This is a genomic window from Enterovibrio coralii, assembly GCF_001559595.1.
GTDB classification, from domain to species: domain Bacteria; phylum Pseudomonadota; class Gammaproteobacteria; order Enterobacterales; family Vibrionaceae; genus Enterovibrio; species Enterovibrio coralii.
This window is the reverse complement of sequence record NZ_LNTY01000034.1, coordinates 449,655-474,502: the sequence shown is the minus strand read 5'-3', so window position 1 is coordinate 474,502 and position 24,848 is coordinate 449,655. Positions and strand designations below refer to the sequence as shown.

Below are 24,848 nucleotides of genomic sequence, written 5' to 3'. Positions count from 1 at the left end.
CAAGAAAATAAAACAGCATTTCAATTAATAAGTTAAAAGCTGAATGCTGGGTCACAATTGTGGAATTACTTGTAGTAAACCTCATCAGATACATCACGAAGGCGCGCTGCAGCCTGCTCTGACGTTAAGTCACGCTGAGCTTCACCCAACATCTCGTAGCCGACCATAAACTTACGCACAGAAGCAGAGCGCAGCAGTGGCGGATAGAAACTGGCATGCAGTTGCCAATGCGCAATCGGCGCATCACACTCAACGTTCGGCGCACCATGCCATCCCATAGAATAAGGAAAGCTGCACTGGAAAAGGTTGTCGTAGCGCGTCGTCAGCTTTTTCAGCGCAATGGCTAAATCCCTACTTTGCTCTTCACTTAACGCGTCGATACGCTGAACAGCCGCTTTTGGCAGTAGCATGGTTTCAAATGGCCACGCTGCCCAAAAAGGCACAAGAGCCACCCAATGCTCAGTTTCGACAACAATGCGCTCTTTGGCTTTCAGCTCTCGCTGAACATAATCCACCAGCAAAGAAGAACCATGCTCAGTGAAATACCCGAGTTGATGCTTATCCTTGGTTGCCACTTCCGTTGGGATAAAGCTATTTGCCCAGATCTGTCCATGCGGATGAGGCTGCGAGCACCCCATGGCTTCTCCTTTGTTCTCGAAAATCTGTACCCACAAATAGTGCTTGCTCAAACGGGTATATTCCGACTTCCAAGTTTCAACCACTTGCTCAATTTCTGGCTCGGACAGCTCCGGAAGTGTTTTGCTGTGATCCGGTGAAAAACAGATAACATGCGCTTCACCCTGCGCTCCTTCAAGGCGCATCAATGGGTCTTCAATTTTGATCAGCGGTGTTTCTAAATTCAGGGCTGCAAAGTCATTTCTGAAGACAAAGGTGTTTTTATAGTGAGGGTTGACTTCACCAGAGATACGAGTATTCCCTGCACACAAAAAACATGTTTCATCATAAGCAGGTAGCGTTGCTGTGTTCGGTGCTTCTTGCGCACCGCTCCATGGACGTTTAGCGCGATGCGGCGATACAAGCACATACTCGCCAGTCAAAGGGTTAAAGCGGCGATGTGGATGTTCTGTAGGGTCAAAGGGTATAGATGTCATTGTTATATCATCCAAATAAAGAATAGAAACAAGCTGCCAAAGCCATCATCGATGCAATGCAAATGGCAGCCCGTCATAGCCTTGCGGCTGTTTCCAATCAGTGAACTGAAATCGTCGCGAGTGCTTCTTTGGCATTTTTATAGAACGTGAGCGACGAGAAGGTTTTCGAAAAGCCTGGCGACAGCAATGCCTGTAAAGGCGTCGCTTTCATATGGCAGAAATAGAAGGTGTGCTGTTTGCGATTCACTAAATTCGCCAACATCTGCGCACCGGTGTAATCGATAAAGTTGATGCCTCTTCCTAGAATAATGAGGTGCTTAGCGTTGCAGGCTTGAAGCCCACGTTGGAGGTGTTGGCATGAACCATAAAACACCGACCCGTTAATGCGCACGATGGCGGTGTCTGGAATTAAATGCTCTGGCACTTTATAGACGCGAGGGTCGATAAACTCGATCGTTGGACGTGATGTTCTGCGAAGGTAGAAAAACAGCGATAGCAGCATCCCGACATAAATCGATAACTCAAGATGCAACAACATGGCCGCAACGAATGTTGACGCTAGCACCACCGACTCTTTCTTGTCGGTGCGGAAGATGTCGATGATATGTGGAATATCAATCAAGTTATAAGCGACAACAAAAAGAATGCCCGCCATACCCGCAATTGGAATGTAGGCTGCATAAGGTGCGAAAAATAGCAAAATGATAGCGAGAAAAACCGCCGCAAAGATCGCTGCACAAGGTGTTCGTGCACCGCTCGTGTAGTTCACACCGCTGCGTGTAAATGAGCCAGATGAAACATAGCAAGAGAAGAAGGCACCAATCATGTTCGACAGGCCTTGCCCGATGAACTCCTGATTGGCATCGATCAGTTGTCCTGACTTCATCGCAACCGAGCGCGCTATGGAAATGGCCTCAACCAAACCTAACAGCGCAACAGCAATGATCCCCATCGCCATGCGCTCAACCGTCACAACATCTGCGACAGGCAAAGAGAAAGCAGGCAAGGAATTTGGCATCGCCCCTACCAAGGCCACATCCCCAATGACCAACGCCAATAGTGTTGCGCCGACCATTGCAATCAGCATGTGTGGGCCTTTCGGCCATAGTGTTTTCACACAAACACTAATGGCGATGGTGGCAATACCTATCAGTAGTGCTTTTGAATCTGTTTGCGCAAGGGCCCCTAAGGTCAATTGCAGGTTCTCAATCGCCGTACTACCACTCACGATAGACAGTCCCAACAAGTGTTTGAGTTGGCTAATGGCAATCACAACAGCCGCTCCCGCAGTGAAACCAAGAACGACGGAGTGCGATACAAAGTTCACCACGGCGCCAAAGCGCATCAGGCCCATCAACAACTGTACAATTCCTGCACAGAGTGTGAGCGTGAGGGCAAGCTGAATGAACAGTGGGGAGCCCGGTGCCGCGAACTGGCTAACCGTTGTAAAAACGATCACTGACAAGGCCGCAGTCGCGCCAGAAATCAAGTGATGGGACGAGCCGAATAAGGCCGCAATTATGGCTGGAACAATACAGGTGTATAAGCCGTATTCTGCGGGCATACCAGCAATCATTGCGTATGCCACACCTTGAGGTAAAACGATGATAGCTCCGGTCAATCCGGCAATAACATCGGCTTTTAAATCTTGCTTTGTAACGAGTGGGAGCCAGCGTAAAAAAGGAAACGCTCTTTCGAGTGGAGAGCGAGAAGGCATTCTGGCGTGAAGCGTTGTCATGGTCAGCGTTCTTCGAAAAAGACCAACAAAACGGCCCGACATCGCGGGCCACAAAATATCAATTCAGAGCATCGACGGCATCACGAACCAAAACGCCGATCGCACCCCAATCTTGCGCATCAATCAGATCAGCAGGAACCATCCATGTACCGCCACATGCCAACACAGAAGGAATTGCCAGATACTCCGCGATATTTTCTTTGGAAACGCCACCCGTCGGCATAAATTGCACTGGGTAAACAGCATTCAATGCTTTCAGCATTCCCGTGCCACCAGAGACACTTGCAGGGAAAAACTTCAGCGTTTTCAAGCCAATTTCCATAGCTTGTTCAACAAGGCTTGGACTGTTAACACCCGGGATCATCACAATGCCGCGTTGTTGACTGTATTTAACCGTCGTTGGGTTAAAGCCTGGGCTAACAACAAAATCCACGCCTGCTTCAATGGCGGCATCCACCTGCTGAGTATTTAAGACCGTGCCCGCTCCAATTAACATGTCAGGAAACGCTTCTCTAATAAGCGCAATACTCTCTGCGGCCGCTTCAGTACGGAACGTAATTTCTGCGCTAGGCATGCCGTTTTCAATCAGCGTTTTTGCCAATGGCACTGCACTTTTTGCATCTTTGATAGCAATAACTGGGATCACTTTTAGCTCGGCAAGACGGCGACTGATCGCTTCCACGCTCTGAACGTTTTCCATAACAACTCCAAAAAATTAAGAAGGTAAAATCAAAGATTGAACTTGGTTTGCCGTTGGCATCGCCTCGCTATTTATCACAGCACCTTTCGCTTGAATGACGTGACTTGCGAGCAAGTGCCCCAGTTTGGCGGATTGTTCTGTAGCCAAGCCTTGGGTCTCGCCAAACAGGTAACCCGCGTTGAAGGAGTCTCCTGCCGAGGTGGTATCAACCACCTGTTCGACCTTAATCGCTTGCACTTTGTCGACGTGATTGCCTTTAGCAATGACGCACTCTTTCGCGCCACATTTCACGACCACGTGATGACAACCTAAAGCCTGTATGCGCTCCACAGTCTCAATTGGGTGCTGGTCACCAAACAGTGCTTGCTCATCATCAAATGTCACCAATGCAATGTCAGTTGCCGCCATGATTTGGTTATAGCTTGCTTGGTTTCATCCTCGCCATGCCAAAGTCGAGGCCGGTAGTTTGAATCAAATGCAATTCGACCACCGGCAGCCTGATAGCGCTGCAACGCCTCTATCAGGCGAACGCGCTGTTCTGGAAACTGAATGGCAAGAGAAATACCACTGAGGTAAATCATGTCGAACTGCTTGAGGTGCTCGTACAAGGCCCCGTCGTCAAAGCTTTGAGTCCAATAGCGTGCAGCAGAGTCATTGCGCCAGTAATGAAAATGGCGCTCACCGCTTTCATCGTTTTCAATCAGGTAGATGCCCGGCAGCTTTCCGGCGATTCGCAACACATCTGATGTATGAACGCCTTCCTTTTCAACCGCATCCATCACGCCATCACTTTGAGAATCGATCCCCATTGCCGTGAGGTAACTCACTGACAGTGTCGATGTGCTCTCCGCCAACTGCGCTAAACGAGACAGATAAATTGCAGAGTTCAAAGAGTCTCCGCCGAACCCTTTCGTTAGCTGTTCGGAGGTTTCATGAAGCTCCAACATGCATTCCCCGAGGAAAGCGATACGTAGTGTAGACATGATTAATTCCATAAGGCTTTTCGTTCATTTTATACGCCAAATTCATTTTTGAAATGACGTTTCATTTAAAAATAAGAAATTTTAGAAAATGTGTGACAGGATAAACAAAACGCCGTTTCATTTATTGATAAGAAAACAAGAAGGCGTACTATCTCGGCATCGAAAACAATCAATGAGAAGTATCATGCAAGTTCGTCAATCCATTCATAGCCAGCATGCAAAGCAGTTAGACACTCAAGGACTGCGTGATGAGTTTCTGGTAGAAGAAATCTTTAAAGCTGGTGAGATCACAATGACTTACAGTCACATTGATCGCATCATTTTCGGTGGCATTCAGCCAACAGACAGCAACCTGTCTTTCGCTGCAGATGTGGGCGAAAAAATCGGCGTTTCGTACTTCCTTGAACGTCGCGAACTGGGTCTTATCAACATTGGCGGCGATGGTGTTGTCGTTGTTGATGGCGTTGAGTACATGATTGACGCTAACGAAGCACTCTACATTGGTATGGGTGCCAAAGAGATGATCTTCACTAGCCGTGATGCAACAAACCCAGCGAAGTTCTACTTCAACTCTGCACCGGCACACATGCACTACCCTAACAAAAAAGTGACACTGGAAGAGGCCGCACCAGTGACACTTGGCGACGCGGAAAGCAGTAACCGTCGCACCATCCACAAGTATTTTGTTCCTGATGTCCTTCCTACCTGCCAACTGTTGATGGGTATGACTCGACTCGAGCCAGGCAGCTTGTGGAATACCATGCCATGTCACACTCATGACCGTCGCATGGAAGTTTACTGCTACTTCAACATGAAAGATGACGCCGCTGTTTTCCACATGATGGGCGAGCCAACTGAAACCCGACACATCGTTGTACGCAACGAGCAAGCGGTTATTTCACCAAGTTGGTCAATCCATTCAGGTGTTGGTACACAAAGCTATACCTTCATTTGGGGTATGGTGGGTGAAAACCAAACCTTCACCGACATGGACCACATTGACGTCAAAGACCTGAAATAACGTTTAAAAATCGTGTGTGATTGAAGCCACACACCGTTGTCCTATCTCCACCTTAAGTTTGAGCCCCGAAAGGGGCTTTTTTTATGACGCTGCTTTCTGGGTTCAGTAACAATCTTTCGCATCCGACTTGAAATAATAAAGTTCGAGACTCTTTTGCGCGTTTTCATACGCGGCAAGTTCGTTATTCGCAGCTTGTATTTGCTTGATGTCGATAGCGCCTAGAATCACTAGTTCTAGAGTATCGGGTAACCTGCTGACCTTCCAATCAGACTCCCGCTGCAAAAAGGTCATTCCTATGAGAAGCCAGTGTCGTTTAGAACCGCGGTCAAACATCTCGCGGTACATTCCTTTCGTCTCAAAATCATACTGGTAGGCAACGTTAGGCTGTTTGAGGTATTGGTAGCTATATCGGTAGCTTCATCATTACCAAATGGCACCTGTTCTTTTTGTGGGAAGCTATCCGAGGTGACGTTGTTGGTGAAAAACGCGCGTTTTGCAGGCAGTTCGTTGAGATAGCGGTATTGCCTCGCCGCAGCCTCTCCAGCCACTTTTCGGAGGCTTTGTTGAAAAACGGGGTCATGTTGCAGATGTTCTAACGCGTCCATGCCCTGCTCTGTTTGTTGTAAGCAAACGAAGTAATCGTAATAGGGAAACGCACTCAATGAATAAACCTGACTCGAGTCGATTTCTAATTTGGGATAACTATTTGGTGGTGCAGCGTTAGACAATGCCGTAAAGAGCAAAGTAACCAATCCAAGTAAAACCTGAGGTGAACGCGTCATAGATATTCATCCGTTATGGGCACTGATTAATCATAATGCATACCTGATTGCTGAGGCGTCTAACAGACTGAGAAGGTAAGAATTTGTCGTGTGATATCGCGATTTCCTGTAGGAAAAAATGAAACAAAAAGCCCCTGCCTTCAAAAGACAGGGGCTTTCTTTTTTTTAACCATTATCAGCTAACGATATGGCCTTATCGTGGGTCGAGACCCAGTTTTTCCAGCACCAGTTTGAAGTTTTCACGACGCTCTTTTACGTTGTGAACATCGCCGGTTGAACAGGTCAGGTCTGGACAGCCACGGTTTACGATACCTGATACATCATCGATAAATTGTGAGCCTTGCAGACCTCCATCGACGTACTTTTTCAGTTCGCGGTAGTAGTTCCAGTCGCTGTATTGACCGCCTTCATCGTTGTAGGCCTGAACTGAGGTTACCCAGTAGAACAGACCTGCAATCCACTTGATCTCCTTATTCTCTTCTGAGCTACAGATCAATCCAGGGTTTGTACAGAAATCTAGTTCTGCGTAAAGCGGGTTTGCTGGCGGTGCTTCAACCGTTACGCCATCAATGGTTTGACCGATGTTTTCAGGGTCAACGTGTGAGCGGCCTAGGTAGTGGTTAAGCGTACCGAAGTTCTGACGACCCGTGGTTTGAATAACACCACGACCCCACCAGCCACAGCCTTCTACGCTTTCTTGGCTGCTGCCATCCCAAATAAAGCTACCCGCTTGCTGACCAACGTACACTTTACATTCGTCACGTTCCCACACTTGCTTGGACGTATCCACGTTTTCTGGCTTGTCGTTACAGTGACCGTTGTTTGTCCAACGACCAACCGCACCGTTTACCAACAAGCCTCGTTCTTCCAGCACAGCATCAGGAGCTGCAAAGACTGGAGCTGGCGCGCCATACCACTTCGCGTGAGTCAGTGCACTCACTTCCATCTTGCTGTCGCGAGGACACGAGTAAGCGTGATCCAAGCCAGAAGAAGGGTTCACACCGTAATCGGCGTACTTCTGACCCAACTGACCACAGCTTGCCGTCATCGGGTAGTCCGCTGGCGCACCGTATTTCACTTCAGACCAGTTGTTCTCGTCACACGCATTGTAACGAATGGTTTCTTGCATACTTTGCGCAAGGAAGGCCGCAATCGCGACTTTGGCATATTTAATGTTGGTAGCATCATCAACGTCATCGTTCATCAGCCAGAACTTGTTACCCGCAACGCCAATGTTGTGCATCGCGTTCAGACCATCAAGGAAGTCATTCCACTTATAGACGGTTGATGGAATCCACTGCGATTGTGGCGTTTCGTACAAGAACGCTTCGTTATCCATAACGCTTTCCGCGTTTGCCAACTCTTGGTTCAACGCTTCAATGCGGGTTAATGCGCCTTTCTCTAGATCTTCACCGACGTAGTACAGCGGTACTTTTGTCTCTTGGTAACGGTCAATTTTAGCGGTCAGTTCCGCCGAGTCGTTATCAAACAAAATCGCGAAGATGTTGTTATATGCCGCTTTGCGCAGTTGCGGTTTGCCCTGGTTATCACCCATGAAGTAACCCGACGTTTGTTCAGTTGGCATATTTGCCAGCAGCGCAGGTGTATTCACGTAATCGGTCACTTGCTTCACGTACTCTAGCGCGTTGTGCCACTGGTCATCAGAAAGTGCGTCAGTCGATGCCGATTTGGTAAAGGAAACAAAGTCCGCTTTGTTTGCTGCATCGGCGTTGTATAGCGCGAAGTTATCCAGCATATCTGCGGTAAAGACAGAGGCTTCATCCCACACTGACTGGCGGCCAGAATGGATATCGTACGCAAAGTCACCAATGCTCAGCGACCAACCAAAGGTTGCCTCAGGCGCAAGGGCAGAGAAAATCAGGTTGTGTGCTTGCGCCCAGCCTTTCACATCATTGCTCAGCGCGTTCACCGCATCGAGATCAATATTGCTGCCAGTAAACGCAATGGCGTTTGCCAGTGCTTCTTTCACTGCAACCGAGCCAAGTGCCGCCCCTTTATCTTTGGTTGCGACGTCAAGCACATCACTCTGAATGATGACAGATGCTTTGCCTGCTTGTTCTGCCTGACCAATGATTGCCACGAATGCGTTCGTCAGTGCATCAAGGTCTGCCAGTGAATCGCTGTTGAGTGCTTCAACCGTCATCGTTGCTGGTGCGTCTGTTGATGGGCTTGCCACCACAAACGTATTTGGCCAACCTGCCACTTCGAGACGAACTGGGTCCATTGGGTTCTGCAGAGAAAGCAACGGTGCGGTGCCCGGCTCAGTGCCGTCACAATTTAGGTGAAGTGCCCACGAACTGTCGCTACCCGGGATAGATTGGGTCCAATAAATCGCTGAATACGCGATGTTATTGTGAACCATGATGTCACCACCCGTTGCGTGGTTACCCTGCGTCCAGTCTGGATACACATTAAAGTCTGCGCACAGGCCACCCGGTGGCGTAACTGGTGGTGGCTCTACCGTTTCTTCTTCCACGGTGATTTGTACACGCGCAGAGGAAGACAGGTTCTGCGCATCGGTCGCAATCGCGTTCAGTGTGATATTGCCGATTTGTGTCGGCTGCCAATCACACGAGAATGCTTGCGAGTTCGCTGCGTCGAAAGAACAAATTTGCTGGTTGTTGGCGTTAACCACAACACGCGCAAGATCGTTATCCACGTCTGATGCATTCAAAGAGATAGATACGGTGTCAGTCTCGTTCACCGTTGAACCGTTCGCAGGTGTCACAAAACGCACAACGGGCGCCGTGAAATCTTCATTCACGTCTTCTTGAACAGTGACTGTAACGGATTGCTGCTTCAGCGTTTGGTTATCTTTATCCAGCACCACAACCTTAATGGTTGCATTGCCTGCCTCGCTAGGCGTCCAGTTCTGCGCGTAAGCCGTTTGGTTTTGATCGATGGTTTTGGTCGCCAGTTTTTGGCTGTTCGCCCAAAACTCAGCTTTTACCGCTTGGTTACCATCAATACGTGTCGTGATTGCAACAACATCACCTGTATTTAAAACTTGGCCGTTGGCAGGAGACAGAATAGAAAGCTCCGTTGGCTCTGGTTCAGGCTCACCCGGCTCGCCAGAACACTCGGTAACATCCCAGAACCAAGAACTGGCTGTCGGGGTTTCCCATACGCCTGGGTTGTTTTTAGCGATAAAGCACTGGCCGTCGTAAGACACAACGTCACCATTTTTCACTTTCGTTTGACCCGGAATAAAAGGAATGACGTCGCCCAAGTCTGGGTCTGGCGTTGGGTCAGGATCTGGATCCGGTGTCGGGTCTGGGTCTGGCGTTGGTTCGCCTGAACATTCAGCGGCTTCCCAGAACCAAGAACTGGCTGTTGGCGTTTCCCAAACACCCGGATTGTTCTTTGCAACAAAACATTCGCCGTTGTAAGACACCATCTCGCCATTTTGTACTTTGGTTTCACCCGGCACAAAAGTCACTACGCCAGATGCACCGGCATCTGCGGCATGCAAATAGCCGCTAAACATCACACCAGCCAGTGCGATGGTTATTTTGTTTAATTTACTCACGGTTAAACTCTTCTGTTGATTATTCGTCCTTACGGACAAATACATTCGTTATTAAAGGTGCGTGTAATTAGCGGGCTTTATGAGTCACGCCCTTTTTGCGAACTAAGCGTCACAGTTCAGCGTGATGGATAAGATAGTGAGGAAAATGGCTGTTGGTCGCTATCGAACTCGATAAGGCATCAAACTACGCCGCCTCAAATTGTGTTCATAAATCACCCAAGCACAGGTTCTCGGCACATAAACAAACAATTGCGCAAAAAGAACCATGCAAAAATGACATGCAAACAGAGAGTCACATCTCATTTTTCGATATTTAACTACGAAAAACCGTATTCCCAATGCGTAATAATTTCATAATGAGATCTTGATTCCTTTTATAACTCTCTGATTTATGGTATCTGACAGAAGATCAAATTGGGTTTGTCGCTTTTTGGCGTTGTTTCAGCCATTCATGAACGGCTCTCGCATTGTTCAATTAAGAGGCCGCTGAGAGTCAACGAAAACACATTTAGAGAATTGAAGTAGAGAGTTCTGGAACGAATTGTCAAATGGTTGGCCTCAACCCACCGAGTACGACGTCATGTTTGGATGAAGAACTTTGTGGCTTAACGTTATCTGTACAGAAGGGTTGAAGTTGTTTCAGCACCTCTTGGTTTGTATCAACGCTGTTACAATACACCGCACCCTAACGCCCAATTTTATGGCCTCTGTCGAAAAAACCGACGCTGTATTCCGCTTTTGAAGCATTTTGCTGATCCAGATCCCAGTTCAAATCCCCTTTGAGTGTGGCACCTTTTCAACTAACAGATAATGCTCGCAAATCTAGTTTGTATTTTTCTGGATGGACAGTTTGCCCCACAACACCAGGCTATCCAGACCGTATCAGGATGTACTTTTCATATGTGGATACCGTCGAAGCTGACCAAACCAGCCCCACTACACAAGTCAATCCAGCGCGCACGATTACTTACCGAACTTGAACAGGGTCACCACTACCGCCTTGTGTTGTTTCAATCACCAGCGGGTTTTGGCAAAACCACCATGGCTGCCCAATGGCTTTCAGGTTGCGACAATGTAGGTTGGTTCAGTATTGATGAATCAGACAACGACCCGTTTTCCTTTGCCAACTACTTTATCGGTGCGCTCAACAAAGCCACCAATGACAGTTGCCCGAAAACTGCTGCCATGGTGCAGCGTAGCCAGTTTGGTAACCTGAAAAGCCTCTTCAGTCATCTCTTCGCTGAAATTGCACCTTGGCAAGAAAAGGCTTATCTGGTGCTGGATGACTACCACCTGATTGACGATACCGAGATCCACAGCGCGGTCAGCCACTTCATCAAGCACATGCCACAAAACCTGACGCTGGTGATCACGTCCCGTATCCAGCCACCTTTGGGCATTGCGAACCTGCGTGTCCGCTGCCAATTGCTGGAAGTGGATAACACCGCATTGGCGTTTGACGATGAAGAAACCCACCGTTTCCTGAGCCAGTTCAACACCAATCTCGCCGATGAAGAAACTAACCGAGCATTTCGCGCGCAAGTAGAAGGCTGGCCTTCAGCACTGCAACTTATCGCGCTGAATGCACAGCAATCCCGCGCTATTCCGACGCTGTCAGATTCCATTACCCTTACCCACCTGTGGGATTATCTGGCCGAAGAAGTGTTCGACCTTCTCGATGAAGAAAGCCGCGAATTTTTGATGCAGTGTTCGGTGTTGGACCGCTTCAACCCTGAAATTGTCAGCATGGTTACCCGAAGGGATGATGCCCTTGCCCGTTTGACCAACTTCAACCGCCACGGTCTATTTATCAACGCCGTGGATGCCGATGAACATTGGTACCGCTTCCATAATCTTTTTGGTGAATTTCTCAGCCACCAGCGCCAGCGTTTAATCCCGGGTATGGAAGAAGCACTACGTGAACGTGCTGTTAATGCATGGCTGACCACCAACAACCCCAAACAGGCGCTCGCCTGTGCCATGGAAGCAAAAGACACCGCCCTCAGGGTGAAGGTTTTGCTCAACCACGGCTGGTACCTGTTTAACCACGGCAACATACGGCTGTTGAGTGCCGCTCTAAAAACCCTGAGTGACGACGAACTGTACAGCCAACCACCCTTGGTTTTATTGCGGGCATGGCTTGCTCAGGCGCAGCATCAATACAATGAAGTTGGTGAATTGCTGGAACAGGGCATGCGGGAAATGGCCACCCGTAATATCACTCTGAAAAGTACGGAGCAAGGCGAGTTTGATGCCCTGTTGGCACAGGTTGCTATTAACCAGAACCATGCAGAGCGTGCGCTGGAGTTAAGTGAGCGTGCCTTCGAGCAACTACCGTCAAACACCTTTCACTCGCGCATTGTAGCTACCTCTGTGGTTGGCGAAGTTCACCATTGCCTAGGCCAATTGAATCGTGCCCTTCCCATGATGCAACAAACCGAGAAGCTCGCACGCCAGCATGAGGTCTATCATCAGGCACTATGGGCAATGCTACAGCAGTGTGAAATTGACACCGCCCGAGGCGCACCACATTCTGGACTGGAAATTCTCGACAAAGCTGAAACACTGGTGAAACAGTACCACCTTGAGCAGGTGCCAATGCACGAGTTTATGCTGCGTCTACGTGCCCAGGTACTTTGGGGGTTGAACCGTTTGGATGAAGCTGAAGCGTTGGCTAATCAGAGTCTGGATGTCATGTCTTATTACGACACCACCCGTTCGCTGCCTGCCTACACCACGTTGGCGAAAGTCTTTCTTGCGCGCGGTGAGTTAGACAAAGCTGAGCGTCATCTGGAACAGTGCGAGAAACTGCTGGAGCAGGAGGAGTGTCATCTCGACTGGCGCGCCAATGTCTATATGGCACATCTTGTGTTGTGGCAAATGCGTGAAGAAACGGAACGCGCCGCCCAGTGGCTGAAAACCGCAGAAACCCCGGCAACTGCGACCAACCATTTCCTGCAATTGCAGCATCGTAACTTGGCGCGAGCCATTTTATCTGCGGCAATTGCGACCAAGCCCAGTCAATCCTGAACCACATCCTTCAGGTCAGTCGCGAATTGGAACTGGTTGCGGATATGCAGCGCAACCTCACCCTGTTGAGTGCGGTGCAAGAAAAATCCGGCCAGCAGGAAGATGCAGAAGTCATCCTGGCTGAAGCGGTTAATCTCTCTACCACGACAGGGATGACAGTCTGTTTCTACCTCGACCGCATTTACCTAAAGCCTGTGCTGAACCGCCTGTCACGCCAAAACGGCATCGACCAATTGGTTCGCCACCAGATCCGCACTCTGCTCGAATCAATGCACCAAAATAACCTGTCCCGTGCTGTGCATTTTGACGAAATACTGGTCGAAAAACTGTTGGCGAGTGACAGCCTCCCAGAAGCAGTCCGCACCAGTCCGCTCACGTTAAGGGAATGGCAGGTGCTGGGACTGATCTATTCAGGATTCAGCAACGACCAAATCTCCTCAGAGTTGGATGTGGCACCGACCACCATCAAAACCCACATTCGCAACCTCTACCAGAAGCTGCAAATCGCCAACCGAGAACAGGCCATTGCTATTGCAGACCGTCTGATAAAAGCGATTCACTTCTAATCTCACATTAAAAGGCGTGGTTAAAACCTACCACGCCTACACCCCTTCTACGCCTACCCGACGTCCGACAGCCATCTCGTCATTAAATTCCCTGCCCTCAGCGCCAATCTCTTTAGGCTTCCAAAACTTTTTCTCTCTCTACACCCCCCTAAATTCGCAATAGATCCCACTTTTTTGGGTCATCATCCCTTCTTTTGTGAGCCGAATAACAACAATCCGCTACGCCCCAATTTCTCATCCCTAAGTTTGTTTTTCGGGGAGGATGAAGTGCCCTATCCGCCATAGCAAACTGATATCAGTGAATTAGACACCCAAATTCAAATCAGAACTTTCAAACTGCTCCCCTTAAATGACGAGAGGCAATAGCATGAGAACTCAAACCCAAGCGGCTGTGTTCGACAAAGAAGAATTCAAGAAAAGCGTATTGGCACACCTGACCGATACCTATGCGCAGTTACCAGAGACCGCGACCACCCGCGGCTGGTATCTGGCAATGGCGAAAGCCCTGAGCGACATGAACATCGGCAATCTGGCAGAAACAGAAGCCGCACTGATCAAGACAAACGCCAAGAAAGTTAACTACCTTTCCATGGAATTCCTGATCGGCCGTATGACAGGTAACAACCTGATCGCGCTTGATATCTACTCCGAAGTCTCTGAGGTAATAGCGGAATTTGGCCTCAACTTGACAGACCTACTGGAAGAAGAACGCGACCCAGCACTGGGTAACGGTGGCCTAGGCCGCCTTGCTGCGTGCTTTATGGATTCACTGGTTGCACAGGAACTTCCAGCAGTAGGTTACGGCCTGCATTATGAATATGGTCTGTTCCGCCAATCTTTTGAGAACGGTGAGCAAAAAGAAGCACCAGATGCATGGAAAGGCATGGAAGGCTACCCTTGTGAAGTTGTGCGTCCTGACCTGACCCAACACGTTGGTTTCTGGGGCAGTGTCGAATCCTATCAGGATGGCCAAGGCAACATCCTGCGCCGCTGGACTCCTTCTATGTACGTAGAAGGCCGCGCTTGGGATATTCCGGTCGTGGGTTACAAAAACAACAGCACCTACCCGCTTCGCCTATGGGAATGCCATGCACCTGCACCGTTCGACCTGGCGCGCTTTAACGAAGGCGATTATGTAAATGCACAGTTCAGCGAGCTGGAAGCTGCGAATCTGACTAAAGTGCTATATCCGAACGACAACCACGAGCAAGGCAAAGTACTGCGCCTGATGCAGCAATACTTCCACTGCGCCTGTTCTGTCGCTGATATTCTGCGTCGCCACCTTTCCCTTGGCCGCTCGCTGGAATCCCTGTCTGAGTTCGAAACCATCCAGCTTAACGACACCCACCCGACCATCGCCATCCCTGAGCTAATGCGCGTATTGATTGACGACCACGGTTTTGACTGGGACAAAGCGTGGCATATAAGCCGCCATACCTTTGCCTACACCAACCACACCTTACTTCCAGAAGCACTGGAGACATGGAGTGCAGAATTGATTGGTCGCTTGTTACCGCGACACATGGAGATCATCTTCGAAATCAATGCACAAATGTTGGAAGAGGTGAAAACCAAATGGCCGGGCGATGTAGAAAAGCTGCGTAAGCTTTCACTCATCCAAGAAGGTGCGCCGCAAATGGTGCGCATGGCGAACCTGTGTGTGGTTTCATCTTTCGCGGTAAATGGCGTGGCAGCACTGCACTCAGAGTTGGTAAAACGCGACCTGTTCCCTGAGTTCAATGAACTGTACCCGAACCGACTACTGAATGTAACCAACGGCATCACGCCACGCCGCTGGCTAAAATTCTGTAACCCAGCGTTGTCTTCGCTCATTAGCCAGCATGTTGACGGTGACTGGGCGAAAGATTTGGACCTGCTAAGTAGCATGAACAAACTGGCAGGCAACAAGAAGTTCCAGAAGCAGTTCATGGCGGTGAAAAAGCAGAACAAGCAGCGTCTGGCGGATTGGGTATCTACCAACATGGGAATTACCCTGAATACTGACGCAATTTTCGATGTCCAGATCAAACGCCTACACGAATACAAACGTCAACATCTGAACTTGCTACACATCTTGTCGCTGTACCAACAACTGCTGAACGACCCAGGCTTTGAAATGCACCCTCGCGTGTTTATCTTCGCAGCAAAAGCAGCACCGGGTTATGCACTGGCAAAAGACATCATTTTCGCCATCAACCGTGCGGCAGAAACCATCAATAACGACCCACGCATCGCTGACAAACTGAAAGTGGTGTTTATTCCAGATTACCGCGTCAGCCTCGCAGAAATCATCATTCCGGCAGCAGATGTCTCTGAACAGATTTCTACTGCGGGTAAAGAAGCATCCGGTACTGGCAACATGAAGATGGCGCTGAACGGTGCCCTTACCATCGGCACCATGGACGGCGCGAATGTTGAAATTCGTGAAGAAGTCGGTGACGACAACATCTTTATCTTCGGGATGGAAGTAGAGCAGGTAATGGAGACGCTAGCAAACGGCTACCACCCAGCGGAAATCTATCACCGTAATCCCGTCATCAAAAATGCTATCGACATGCTTTACGGCGAAACGCTAACACCTGGTGCTCCTGATCGTCTTGCGAGCATTGCAGACAATCTGGTTCACAGTGACCCGTATCTGGTACTCGCTGACTTTGCGGATTACGCCCGTGCCCATGCTGACATCGACCGCGCTTACCGTGACCAAAGTCAATGGGCAAAAATGGCGATAATCAACGCCGCATCCGTCGGTAAGTTCAGCTCAGATCGCAGCATGCGCGACTACGTGGACACCATCTGGCACCTCGAAGCAATCAACCTTTAAGCCCTAATCAGGCGGCGTATTTAGGCCGCCTTTAAGAGAATAAGTAATGGATACACAAAAACTAAAAGCGGTAGCAAGCCGCGCTGGGCTTGCTGATACTTACATCAGTGCCTGGGGAGAACCCACCAACGTTAGTGATACGGTACTGGTAAAACTATTGGCTGCACTGGGATACGACACCACAGACGATGCAACGCTTGAAGCGTCTGCAGTACGAAAACACCAGCAGGATTTGCTGGCGCCTGTCTTTGTACTTCGCGAGAACCAGCAGGTCGATATCACGTTGACGCTGGGTAAGTCTGTTCGTGTCGGTGATTTCAGTTGGTCACTGATGACGGAAAATGGCGAAACAATTGAAGGTTGGTTGGAATCTCAGGTCATCCGCGACACCCGCGAGCAAGATGGCAAATTGGTGTTCCGTCTGGCTGACGCATTGCCGATGGGTTACCACCAACTGACTCTTCGCCGCAAACGCCGTAAAAGCGCGTTCACCTCAACCATCATCGTTGCGCCAGTAACATGCTACAAGCAAACCTCACTGCAGTCAGACGAAAAACTGTGGGGAACCACAGTGCAGCTTTATACCCTGAAGTCTGAACAGAACTGGGGCATCGGCGACTTCAGCGACCTGATGCAACTGGTAGGCAACGTGGCTAGCCGCGGCGGTAATTTTGTCGGCTTAAACCCTATTCATTCTTTGTTCCCAGCCAACCCAGAAGGTGCAAGCCCATACAGCCCATCTTCACGCCGTTGGCTGAACGTGTTGTACATCGACGTTATCAATGTCGCGGAGTTTGCCCTGAGTGATGCCGCGCAGCAACGCGTTGGCAGCACCGAGTTCCAAGCGCGCATCAAAGCCGCCCGTGATGCAGAATGGGTGAATTACAGCGAAGTGGCCGATCTGAAAATGAGCGTGCTGCCAATGCTTTGGGAAACCTTCAAAACTCGCCAACTGGCAAAACAAACTGACCGTGCACAGTCATTCAACCGCTATGTTGATGACGGCGGTATGAGCCTTCTGCATCAAGCCGCTTTTGATGCCCTGCATGCTGAGCTGAAAAACACCGACGATGCTATCTGGGGCTGGCCAGTATTCCCTGAGAAGTACCGTCACTTCTCAACACCAGCGGTTCAGGCGTTTATCAAAGAAAATCAGGATGCGGTTCATTTTTACATGTACCTACAGTGGCTGGCAGAAGAACAACTGTCTGCGGTGCAGCAACTGGCTACTGATCGCGGCATGGATATTGGGCTGTACCGAGATCTGGCTGTCGGCGTTTGTGATTCTGGCGCAGAAAGCTGGGCGGATGAAGGCGCATTGAGTCTGGATGCCAGCATCGGTGCACCACCGGATATTCTTGGCCCACTAGGCCAAAACTGGGGTCTGCCACCGCTGAATCCGGACTATCTGGTTAAACACGCTTACACGCCATATATCGATTTGCTGCGCGCGAACATGAAACACTGTGGCGCACTGCGTATTGATCATGTACTTGGCCTTCTTCGACTATGGTGGATCCCACGCGGTGACTCGGCGCAGGACGGTGCCTATCTCTACTATCCGGTAGAGGAAATGTTGGCCATCCTCGCGCTTGAAAGCCACCGCAACCAGTGCAGCATCATCGGTGAAGACCTAGGAACAGTGCCGGACGAAATTGTCGAGCCATTGGTCGAAGGCGGCGTGCACTCTTACAAAGTCTTCTTCTTCGAAACCGCAGAAGATGGCGGCTATCTGTCTCCAGCCCATTACCCCGTGCAATCCATGTCAACCCTGTGTACCCATGACATGCCTACCCTTCGTGGGTTCTGGCATTGCGATGACCTGCGCCTTGGCAAAGAGCTTGGTCTCTACCCTGATGAAGCACAGCTGGAAGGTCTTTTCACTGCCCGCGCAGAAATGAAGCAAAAGATGCTGAACAGCATCCGCTGGCATGGCTGGCTGCCGGAAACTATCGGTCAGGATGCCCTCTATGTGCCGATGGACCAAAGCCTGTCCCATGCAATGCAAATGCATCTGGCGGCGGGTAGCAGCGCCTTACTGGGTCTTCAACTGGAGGATTGGCTGGAGATGGACAAGCCAGTCAACGTACCGGGTACCGTTGACCAGTATCCGAACTGGCGTCGCAAGCTTTCGGCTACACTGGATGAGCTGTTTGCCCGCCCGGAAATCAACGGCCTGTGCCAGCGTCTGACCGACGTGCGTGCAAAAGCCAGCCAATACAAGGAGTGATGGGCATGCTGGCAGATTCCGCAACCCCGATCACTACACTCCGTGAGCAGCTCGAAAGAGCTGCTTTTCCGTCTCCGTTTTCCGCGTTGGGGCCAAATACGACACCGGAAACGGCACTGACCGTCTGGCTGCCTGACGCAAAAAGCGCATCACTCTTGCTGGATGACAACGCTATTGCCTTGAACGAAGTAGCGCCGGGACTGTTCACCCTATCCAGCGACAAAGCCGCACTGGAGAGCAGGCTGTACCGAATTCATGCTCGCTATGCTGATGGCGAGCAAACCTTTATCGATCCGTACCAGTTCCGATGCATCGCGCCCAATGCTGACCACGTCCATACGCCATCGCTAGCCTATCGCGAAATGGGCGCTCAACTTTGCACCTTCGAGCGTGACGAGGAAACCGTTGCTGGCACTCGTTTTATGGTGTTTGCGCCAAATGCGTCGGCTGTCAGCGTGATTGGTGAGTTCAATCATTGGGATGGCCGTCGCCACGCGATGCAGCGTCTGGACGAAGGCCTGTGGGCATTGTTCGTTCCGGGTATTGAAGCCGGTGTCAGCTACAAATTTGAATTGAAAGATGGCCTTGGCAACCGCCTCCCACATAAAGCTGACCCTTGGGGTTATCACGCAGAGCAATACCCATCTTTTGCCTCCAAGGTGTTCGATCAGAATGGCTACCAATGGCAGGATGATAACTGGCAGCAACGCCCATTCATCCCACCACACAAGCAGCCTTTGTCTTTCTATGAACTGCACGCGGGTTCGTGGAAACGCCACGACAATGGTGAGTTCCTTACCTACCGCGAACTGGCAGACGAGCTAATCCCATACCTCACCGACATGGGTTACACCCACGTAGAACTGATGCCAGTATCAGAATACCCGTTTTACGGTTCCTGGGGTTATCAGCCGATTGGGCTCTTCGCTCCCACCAGCCGTTTCGGCTCACCGGATGACTTCAAACGCTTCGTCGACCGCTGCCATCAAGCTGGCATTGGCGTGATCCTTGACTGGGTGCCAGCGCACTTCCCATCAGACGACCACGGACTCGCCAATTTTGATGGCACGGCGCTTTATAACGATCCCGACCCAAAACGTGGTTGGCATCCGGACTGGAAGAGCTTTATCTACGATTACGGCCGCGACCACGTGCGCAAATTTTTGGTCGCCAACGCCCTGTTCTGGCTCGAACATTTCCATATCGATGGCCTGCGCGTTGATGCTGTGGCGTCCATGCTCTACCTTGATTATTCACGTAACCATGATGAATGGATCCCGAATCACGATGGCGGCAACCACAACTATGACGCAATTTCCCTGCTGCGCTGGGTGAATGAGGAAGTGTACCGTCATTATCCAAACGCCATGACCATTGCTGAAGAATCCACCGCGTTTCCGGGCGTGACCCGCCCAACGTCTGAAGATGGCCTTGGCTTTGGTTTCAAATGGAACATGGGCTGGATGCATGACAGCTTAAGTTACATCAAAGAAGATTCGATCCACCGTCAATACCACCACAATACCCTGACCTTCCCGATGGTTTACGCCTACAACGAGAACTTTGTGTTGTCTCTGTCGCATGATGAAGTGGTTTACGGTAAAGCGTCTATCCACAACAAAATGCCGGGTGATGAGTGGCAAAAAGCCGCCAACCTTCGCGCTTATCTCGGTTACATGTACGGCCAGCCAGGTAAGAAACTGAACTTTATGGGGACAGAGCTGGGTCAGACCGCAGAATGGAACCATGATGGGCAATTGGAATGGCATTGGATGCAGTACGAAAAGCACCAAGGCATACAAAACCTAGTGCGTGACCTTAACCATTTGTACCGCGAGACGCCGGCACTTTTCGAAGGTGACTGCCACAATCAGGGGTTTGAGTGGCGAATTGGTGATGATGCGCAAAACAGTGTGATCGCCCACGAACGTTTCAGTGACGATGGCAATCGCGTGTTGGTGATCAGCAACTTCACACCGGTAGTGCGTGAAAGCTACGCTGTCCCTGTACCCGTCAAAGGCAAGTATGTACTACTGCTGAATACCGATGACAGCCATTATTGGGGTTCAGGCGTTTCTCCATCCAAAGAAATTAATGTGGAAGATGGGCACCTTTCGCTCACCCTACCGCCATTGGCAACCCTGTTCCTGAAGTGGATTCCCTGACCCTCTTTTACATACCGTACTCAATAAAAATGCCAGCGTTCTTGCTGGCATTTTTGTCTTTCCTGTTATCGAGTTCCTGGTAACAACTTAATCTTCGTTCACTCGGTAATTTGCTGCGCGAATTTCACGCTCCAACAGGCTGTGATTTTCCAGCACTGGATAGGCCTTGTCTGTGACGGGAGAGGCAAAGGTCAGGTCGCTGAGAATATCCACGAAGTTCGACTCAACGCGGTTTGGCGCGACCAGATTGCCGTCAAGATATAGAGTTTTCTCTACCGCACTTACCGTCAATGTCTGTTGGTGTTTAAGTGGCAGGCTGTAGTACTGGCGATGGCCGTCGTTTGTGTCAAACCCGAACTCAAGGGTTAAGCCGTTTTCTTTAGCGGTGAGCAAATACTGACAAACCTCACCCGATTTCCGGTAGTCAACCGCAAGTTTATCGCCTTGTCCAAATGGCACATGGGCAGTTGCATGCTCCCAACATGCAGGGAAATGCGGATAGAATTCAATACGCCCCTGCAACATGTCCGGACGCACACCGAGGTAGTCCTGATAGCCGTTACGGTGAAACTCTGATACTGACCATGCCTGCGCATACGTGCCCGTTGTCACCCGCTCTCCAGACGTATCCAAAAACGCATCCAGGTTTTCACTCATGGTACCGCGATGGCCGAGTGTCAGGATTTGATCAGCAAGGTTTTTGGTCAGTTGGTAAGCTAGTTCGGTTTTGCCATATTGCAACATGGCCGACACAGAGAATCCCGCATTCCAGCCCCAAATCGTGCCGTTATGGTAAGCGGCATCCTTGTGGTACGCATCGCAGTTGTTGTGGTAAGGGTGGAACCAAGGGTCGCTTTGCGTCAATGAACAGACACCCCAAGGGAACATCAGCTCACTGAGCGCGTTTTTCACCACATGCGCGCCGGTTTCAGGAGCAACCAGTTCACGGTTAAATGGCACGGTCATCAACATCAATTGGTTCGGGCGAATGCGGTAATCCGGCGTGCCGTTTTCATCCACACGGTCTGCCATACATTGCGTGTCCGCATTCCAGAACAACTGGGTCATGCTGACTTGGACCTTGTCAGCCATGGCCGCATAGCGCGCCGATTCTGTTTCCTCACCCGCCAGTTGTGCCAACTCTGCCGCCACTTTCAGGCTGGTAAACCACAGCGCCTGAATATCATTGGCGCGGTTGCCGCGGGCTGACCAGGGGATTTGCCCCTGCAACTTAGCATCCATCCAAGTATCTGGGTGGCGATGGGTCATCAAGCCATGTTCATCAAGGTAATGGGTTTCCACCCCTTCAATGTACGCCTTCACCACAGGGTACACGGCTGCCGCGAAATGCCTGTCGCCGCTATAACGTAGGTATTCGCCAATCTCACGCACCATCCACGGCGTGCCATCCGTGGTGTTGTAAATAATATTGGTAGCACTGGAAACGCGGTTAGGAATACGCCCATAATTCACATCGCCTTTCTCTTTCTTCTGCATGGAAGCGAAATTGGTAATGATGTCTTTGGCGTCCTCGAAATCACCGTTCGTCAGCGTGATCCCCGGCAATGCGATAAACGAATCCCGTCCCCAGCAGTCTTTGAACCATGGCAACCCCGCCAGATCCCAGTGCCAAATTCGTGTGAGACAAAGACCTTACCCGCAGCTTTTGACCACATCAGCGCACGGTTATACGTCTCGTCAGATGTCCACAGATAGCTTTGGGTCAGCATGTTATAAGTCGTCTGTAAATGCTGGGCATAGCCATTGTTGGCACTGGCCGCTTTCGCCATTGTCACCGCGTCTTTCTCCGTCACTGCAAATGACAGGTACACGGTAAACGCTGTTGTCGGCTCCAATGCTTCTATGACGGGTTTTACGTGCATGCCACTCAAGTGCATGACGTCATCCAGTTGTGGCCAGCTTTTCAGGGTTTCTTCTCGGAAACTGAAGGGTTGGTTAGCACTGATGGCAATAAAGGCAGGGCTGTCCGGCTGGCGCAGAGAGGGCTCCAGCGCATAAACCACACAATCCTCATAGCGCATGACCGTGCTTTGGTTTATGGCGAGATTGAGTAACGGTGCGACACCCAATGCTGCTGCGCTCTCGCTTTCCACATGCAGTGCTGCAGTGCGACTTCCCGAGAAAATGCTTAGGGTATCGGCAATGCCTTCCGCGTAATGATGGGTAATGCCAAAAGGATACAGTGTTGCTTCCGTAGCCTGGGTCTTATCTTGCACTTTGCCATCCACCAGTGCCCCGAAAGTCCCCAGATACCAACCCTGTTTGTGACGGTATTTTCCTGCTGCCACAAAACAGTGGGTCTGGCCTTCATAGCAACCATCCACATTGTCACCGAACACAAACGGGAAGCTCTGTGGCTCGCGGATAGCCATAGCGTCAAACAAAGCCTGTGGTGCCAGCACCGGTGACGCCTTGCCGACAAGCGACACATCTGGGCTGCGGTTTGTTTTTATCTGCGTGCTCAACAGCGGGCGGTTTGGCTCGGCATCCAAGTTCTCGCCACCCTGTTCGATGCGAAGCACGGGTTCGCGCAAGTTCTGCACTACAAAGGTCAAGGTAAACAGGCCAGTTTGTGGCGCATCCAGTATAAGATCGTTACCTATGCCTTTGGCTGGCATCAGCACCATTGCCGTTTCCAGTCGGCACAGCGTCGCTTTTTGCAGATCGGCAGAAAAGGTCAAGGCTTCCGTGCCATCGCGATCAGAAATTTTAAATTGATGGCGGTCAGCTGGAAGACAAAGCGTCGCTTGATAACAATGCTCGCCAACATACTGCATCGGCGAATCATCGCCCCAACCATTAAAGGTGCCACGGACATAAAGGGTTTCAGAGATAGGTGGAATTGGGCTCACGGTACATCCTATACAAACAGAGAAGCCCCCAGGCGGGTCCGCGCTGGGGGTTTGAGAAGCGTTATTTAATTTGTGCAGCAGCAGAATCCAGTGCCTCTTGAACGCTCTGACGCTCCAGCAAGGCGTTTTCAATCGCTGCACCTTGCGCAAACCAGAAAGCCGTCATTTGAGGAATATTTGGCATGATCTCGCCATGTTCGGCGTTCACCATGGTCGCTGAGATACGGTTGTCGGCTTCCAGCACTTTCTGGAAAGTATTGAGGGTGACTGCGCCTAGCGGCTTGTCATCGTTCATGATTTTAAGACCCGCATCCGTGATGACATAGTTTTCAAGAAACTCGACAGCCAGATCTTTGTTTGGGCTAGAAGAGTTAATCCCCGCACTCAACACGCCAACAAATGGGTTGGACGCGCCTCCATCCAACGTTGGCAACACGGCCACGCCATAATTCACGCCGGTTTTATCCATGTTTGACCAAGACCAAGGGCCATTGATCGTCATGGCAACATTGCCTTTGTTGAACTCGGCTTCAGACACGGCGTAATCCATGTCCGGTGAAATCACGTTGGCTTTGGTCAAATCGACGAGGAACTGCAAGCCATTCTGGCCTGACTGGCTGTTCACACCCACCTGCTTGCCGTCAAAACCATGTTCGGTTTTCTTAAAGGCATAACCGCCATTGGCAGAAATGATAGGCCAGGTGAAATAGGCATTTTTTACATCCCACATGATGGTTTGCTTGCCTTTCGCCTTCATGGCTTTGTCTATCTCAATCAGGTCTTCCCAGGCTTTCGGCGGTTCGGGCAACAGATCCTTATTGTAAATCAGTGATGGCGTTTCAAGAGCAATGGGGTAGCCCACCAGTTTTCCATCCCAGGTCACCGCATCCCAACTGAAATCCACCAGCTTGTTTTTGAATGCCTGACTTGGGTTGACTTCCGCCAACAGTCCGGCCGCTGCATAGCCACCAAAACGGTCATGCGCCCAGAATATAATGTCCGGGCCACCGCCTGTAGCAGCGACTTGCTGGAACTTGGCTTCAAGGGATTCTGGATACTGAACATTGATAGTCACGCCGGTATCTGCTGTGAACTGGCGGCCGATTTCAGCCAGACCTTCATAGCTTTTGTCACCGTTAATCCAGATCAGGATCTCCCCTTCTTCCAGTGCGGTCGCTGAAAGTGGAAATAGCGCAGCAGCGGTTAAAAGGGAAAGCAGGGTACGTGCAGGTTTCATCGTTATCGTCCTTATTTTCATGAAAGCTGAAAACGCA

General features: G+C 50.3%; 12 protein-coding genes and 2 pseudogenes. 5 read left to right on the top strand and 9 right to left on the bottom strand.

Translation table 11 applies throughout. The features are described 5' to 3' along the window. Nucleotides 1–65: 65 nt before the first annotated feature. From ATN88_RS13455 to ATN88_RS13440, 4 genes and pseudogenes are all read right to left on the bottom strand, one after another. Nucleotides 66–1,112: a UDP-glucose--hexose-1-phosphate uridylyltransferase gene (locus ATN88_RS13455; protein ID WP_067416699.1), complete on the bottom strand. Its 1,047-nt coding sequence runs from the start codon at nucleotides 1,110–1,112 to the stop codon at nucleotides 66–68. Nucleotides 1,113–1,209: 97 nt separating this feature from the next. After that, complete coding sequence (locus ATN88_RS13450; protein WP_232313201.1) at nucleotides 1,210–2,850, bottom strand: SulP family inorganic anion transporter; 1,641 nt, start codon at nucleotides 2,848–2,850, stop codon at nucleotides 1,210–1,212. 58 nt (nucleotides 2,851–2,908) lie between these two features. Next, complete coding sequence (locus ATN88_RS13445; protein WP_408607706.1) at nucleotides 2,909–3,550, bottom strand: bifunctional 4-hydroxy-2-oxoglutarate aldolase/2-dehydro-3-deoxy-phosphogluconate aldolase; 642 nt, start codon at nucleotides 3,548–3,550, stop codon at nucleotides 2,909–2,911. A gap of 15 nt (nucleotides 3,551–3,565) precedes the next feature. Then, nucleotides 3,566–4,497 (bottom strand): annotated as a pseudogene (locus ATN88_RS13440) (sugar kinase). A gap of 220 nt (nucleotides 4,498–4,717) precedes the next feature. On the opposite strand from ATN88_RS13440, the gene kduI reads away from it, so the two are divergent. Next, nucleotides 4,718–5,554, top strand: coding sequence for a 5-dehydro-4-deoxy-D-glucuronate isomerase (gene kduI, locus ATN88_RS13435; protein ID WP_067416696.1), 837 nt, complete (start codon nucleotides 4,718–4,720; stop codon nucleotides 5,552–5,554). Between the two features lie 293 nt (nucleotides 5,555–5,847). Here the strand turns inward: kduI and ATN88_RS13425 are convergent, their stop codons facing one another. Together ATN88_RS13425 and ATN88_RS13420 are read right to left on the bottom strand one after the other, a co-directional pair. After that, on the bottom strand, nucleotides 5,848–6,336 hold the full coding sequence (locus tag ATN88_RS13425) for a hypothetical protein (protein ID WP_067416690.1): 489 nt from the start codon (nucleotides 6,334–6,336) through the stop codon (nucleotides 5,848–5,850). 193 nt (nucleotides 6,337–6,529) lie between these two features. Further along, complete coding sequence (locus tag ATN88_RS13420) at nucleotides 6,530–9,886, bottom strand: Ig-like domain-containing protein (RefSeq protein ID WP_067416686.1); 3,357 nt, start codon at nucleotides 9,884–9,886, stop codon at nucleotides 6,530–6,532. A 900-nt stretch (nucleotides 9,887–10,786) separates the two neighbouring features. Between ATN88_RS13420 and malT the strand changes: the two are divergent. From malT to glgB, 4 genes and pseudogenes are all read left to right on the top strand, one after another. Continuing rightward, a pseudogene (gene malT, locus ATN88_RS13415) lies at nucleotides 10,787–13,482 on the top strand (HTH-type transcriptional regulator MalT). 367 nt (nucleotides 13,483–13,849) lie between these two features. Next, nucleotides 13,850–16,306, top strand: a complete 2,457-nt coding sequence (locus tag ATN88_RS13410; protein ID WP_067416681.1) for a glycogen/starch/alpha-glucan phosphorylase — start codon at nucleotides 13,850–13,852, stop codon at nucleotides 16,304–16,306. Between the two features lie 46 nt (nucleotides 16,307–16,352). After that, nucleotides 16,353–18,536 (top strand): 4-alpha-glucanotransferase, encoded by a 2,184-nt coding sequence (gene malQ / locus ATN88_RS13405; protein ID WP_067416676.1) that lies wholly within the window; start codon nucleotides 16,353–16,355, stop codon nucleotides 18,534–18,536. A 5-nt stretch (nucleotides 18,537–18,541) separates the two neighbouring features. Next, nucleotides 18,542–20,701, top strand: coding sequence for a 1,4-alpha-glucan branching protein GlgB (gene glgB, locus ATN88_RS13400; protein WP_067417556.1), 2,160 nt, complete (start codon nucleotides 18,542–18,544; stop codon nucleotides 20,699–20,701). 87 nt (nucleotides 20,702–20,788) lie between these two features. Here glgB and ATN88_RS27385 read toward each other — a convergent pair whose 3' ends face one another. The 3 genes from ATN88_RS27385 to malE all read right to left on the bottom strand — a co-directional run bounded on the left by ATN88_RS27385 (nucleotide 20,789) and on the right by malE (nucleotide 24,811). After that, nucleotides 20,789–22,312, bottom strand: a complete 1,524-nt coding sequence (locus ATN88_RS27385; RefSeq protein WP_232313199.1) for an amylo-alpha-1,6-glucosidase — start codon at nucleotides 22,310–22,312, stop codon at nucleotides 20,789–20,791. After that, nucleotides 22,249–23,574, bottom strand: coding sequence for a hypothetical protein (locus tag ATN88_RS27380; RefSeq protein ID WP_232313197.1), 1,326 nt, complete (start codon nucleotides 23,572–23,574; stop codon nucleotides 22,249–22,251). Before ATN88_RS27380 ends, ATN88_RS27385 begins: the two co-directional genes overlap by 64 nt. A 61-nt stretch (nucleotides 23,575–23,635) precedes the next feature. Then, nucleotides 23,636–24,811, bottom strand: coding sequence for a maltose/maltodextrin ABC transporter substrate-binding protein MalE (gene malE / locus ATN88_RS13390; RefSeq protein ID WP_067416673.1), 1,176 nt, complete (start codon nucleotides 24,809–24,811; stop codon nucleotides 23,636–23,638). Between the last annotated feature and the right edge of the window lie 37 nt (nucleotides 24,812–24,848).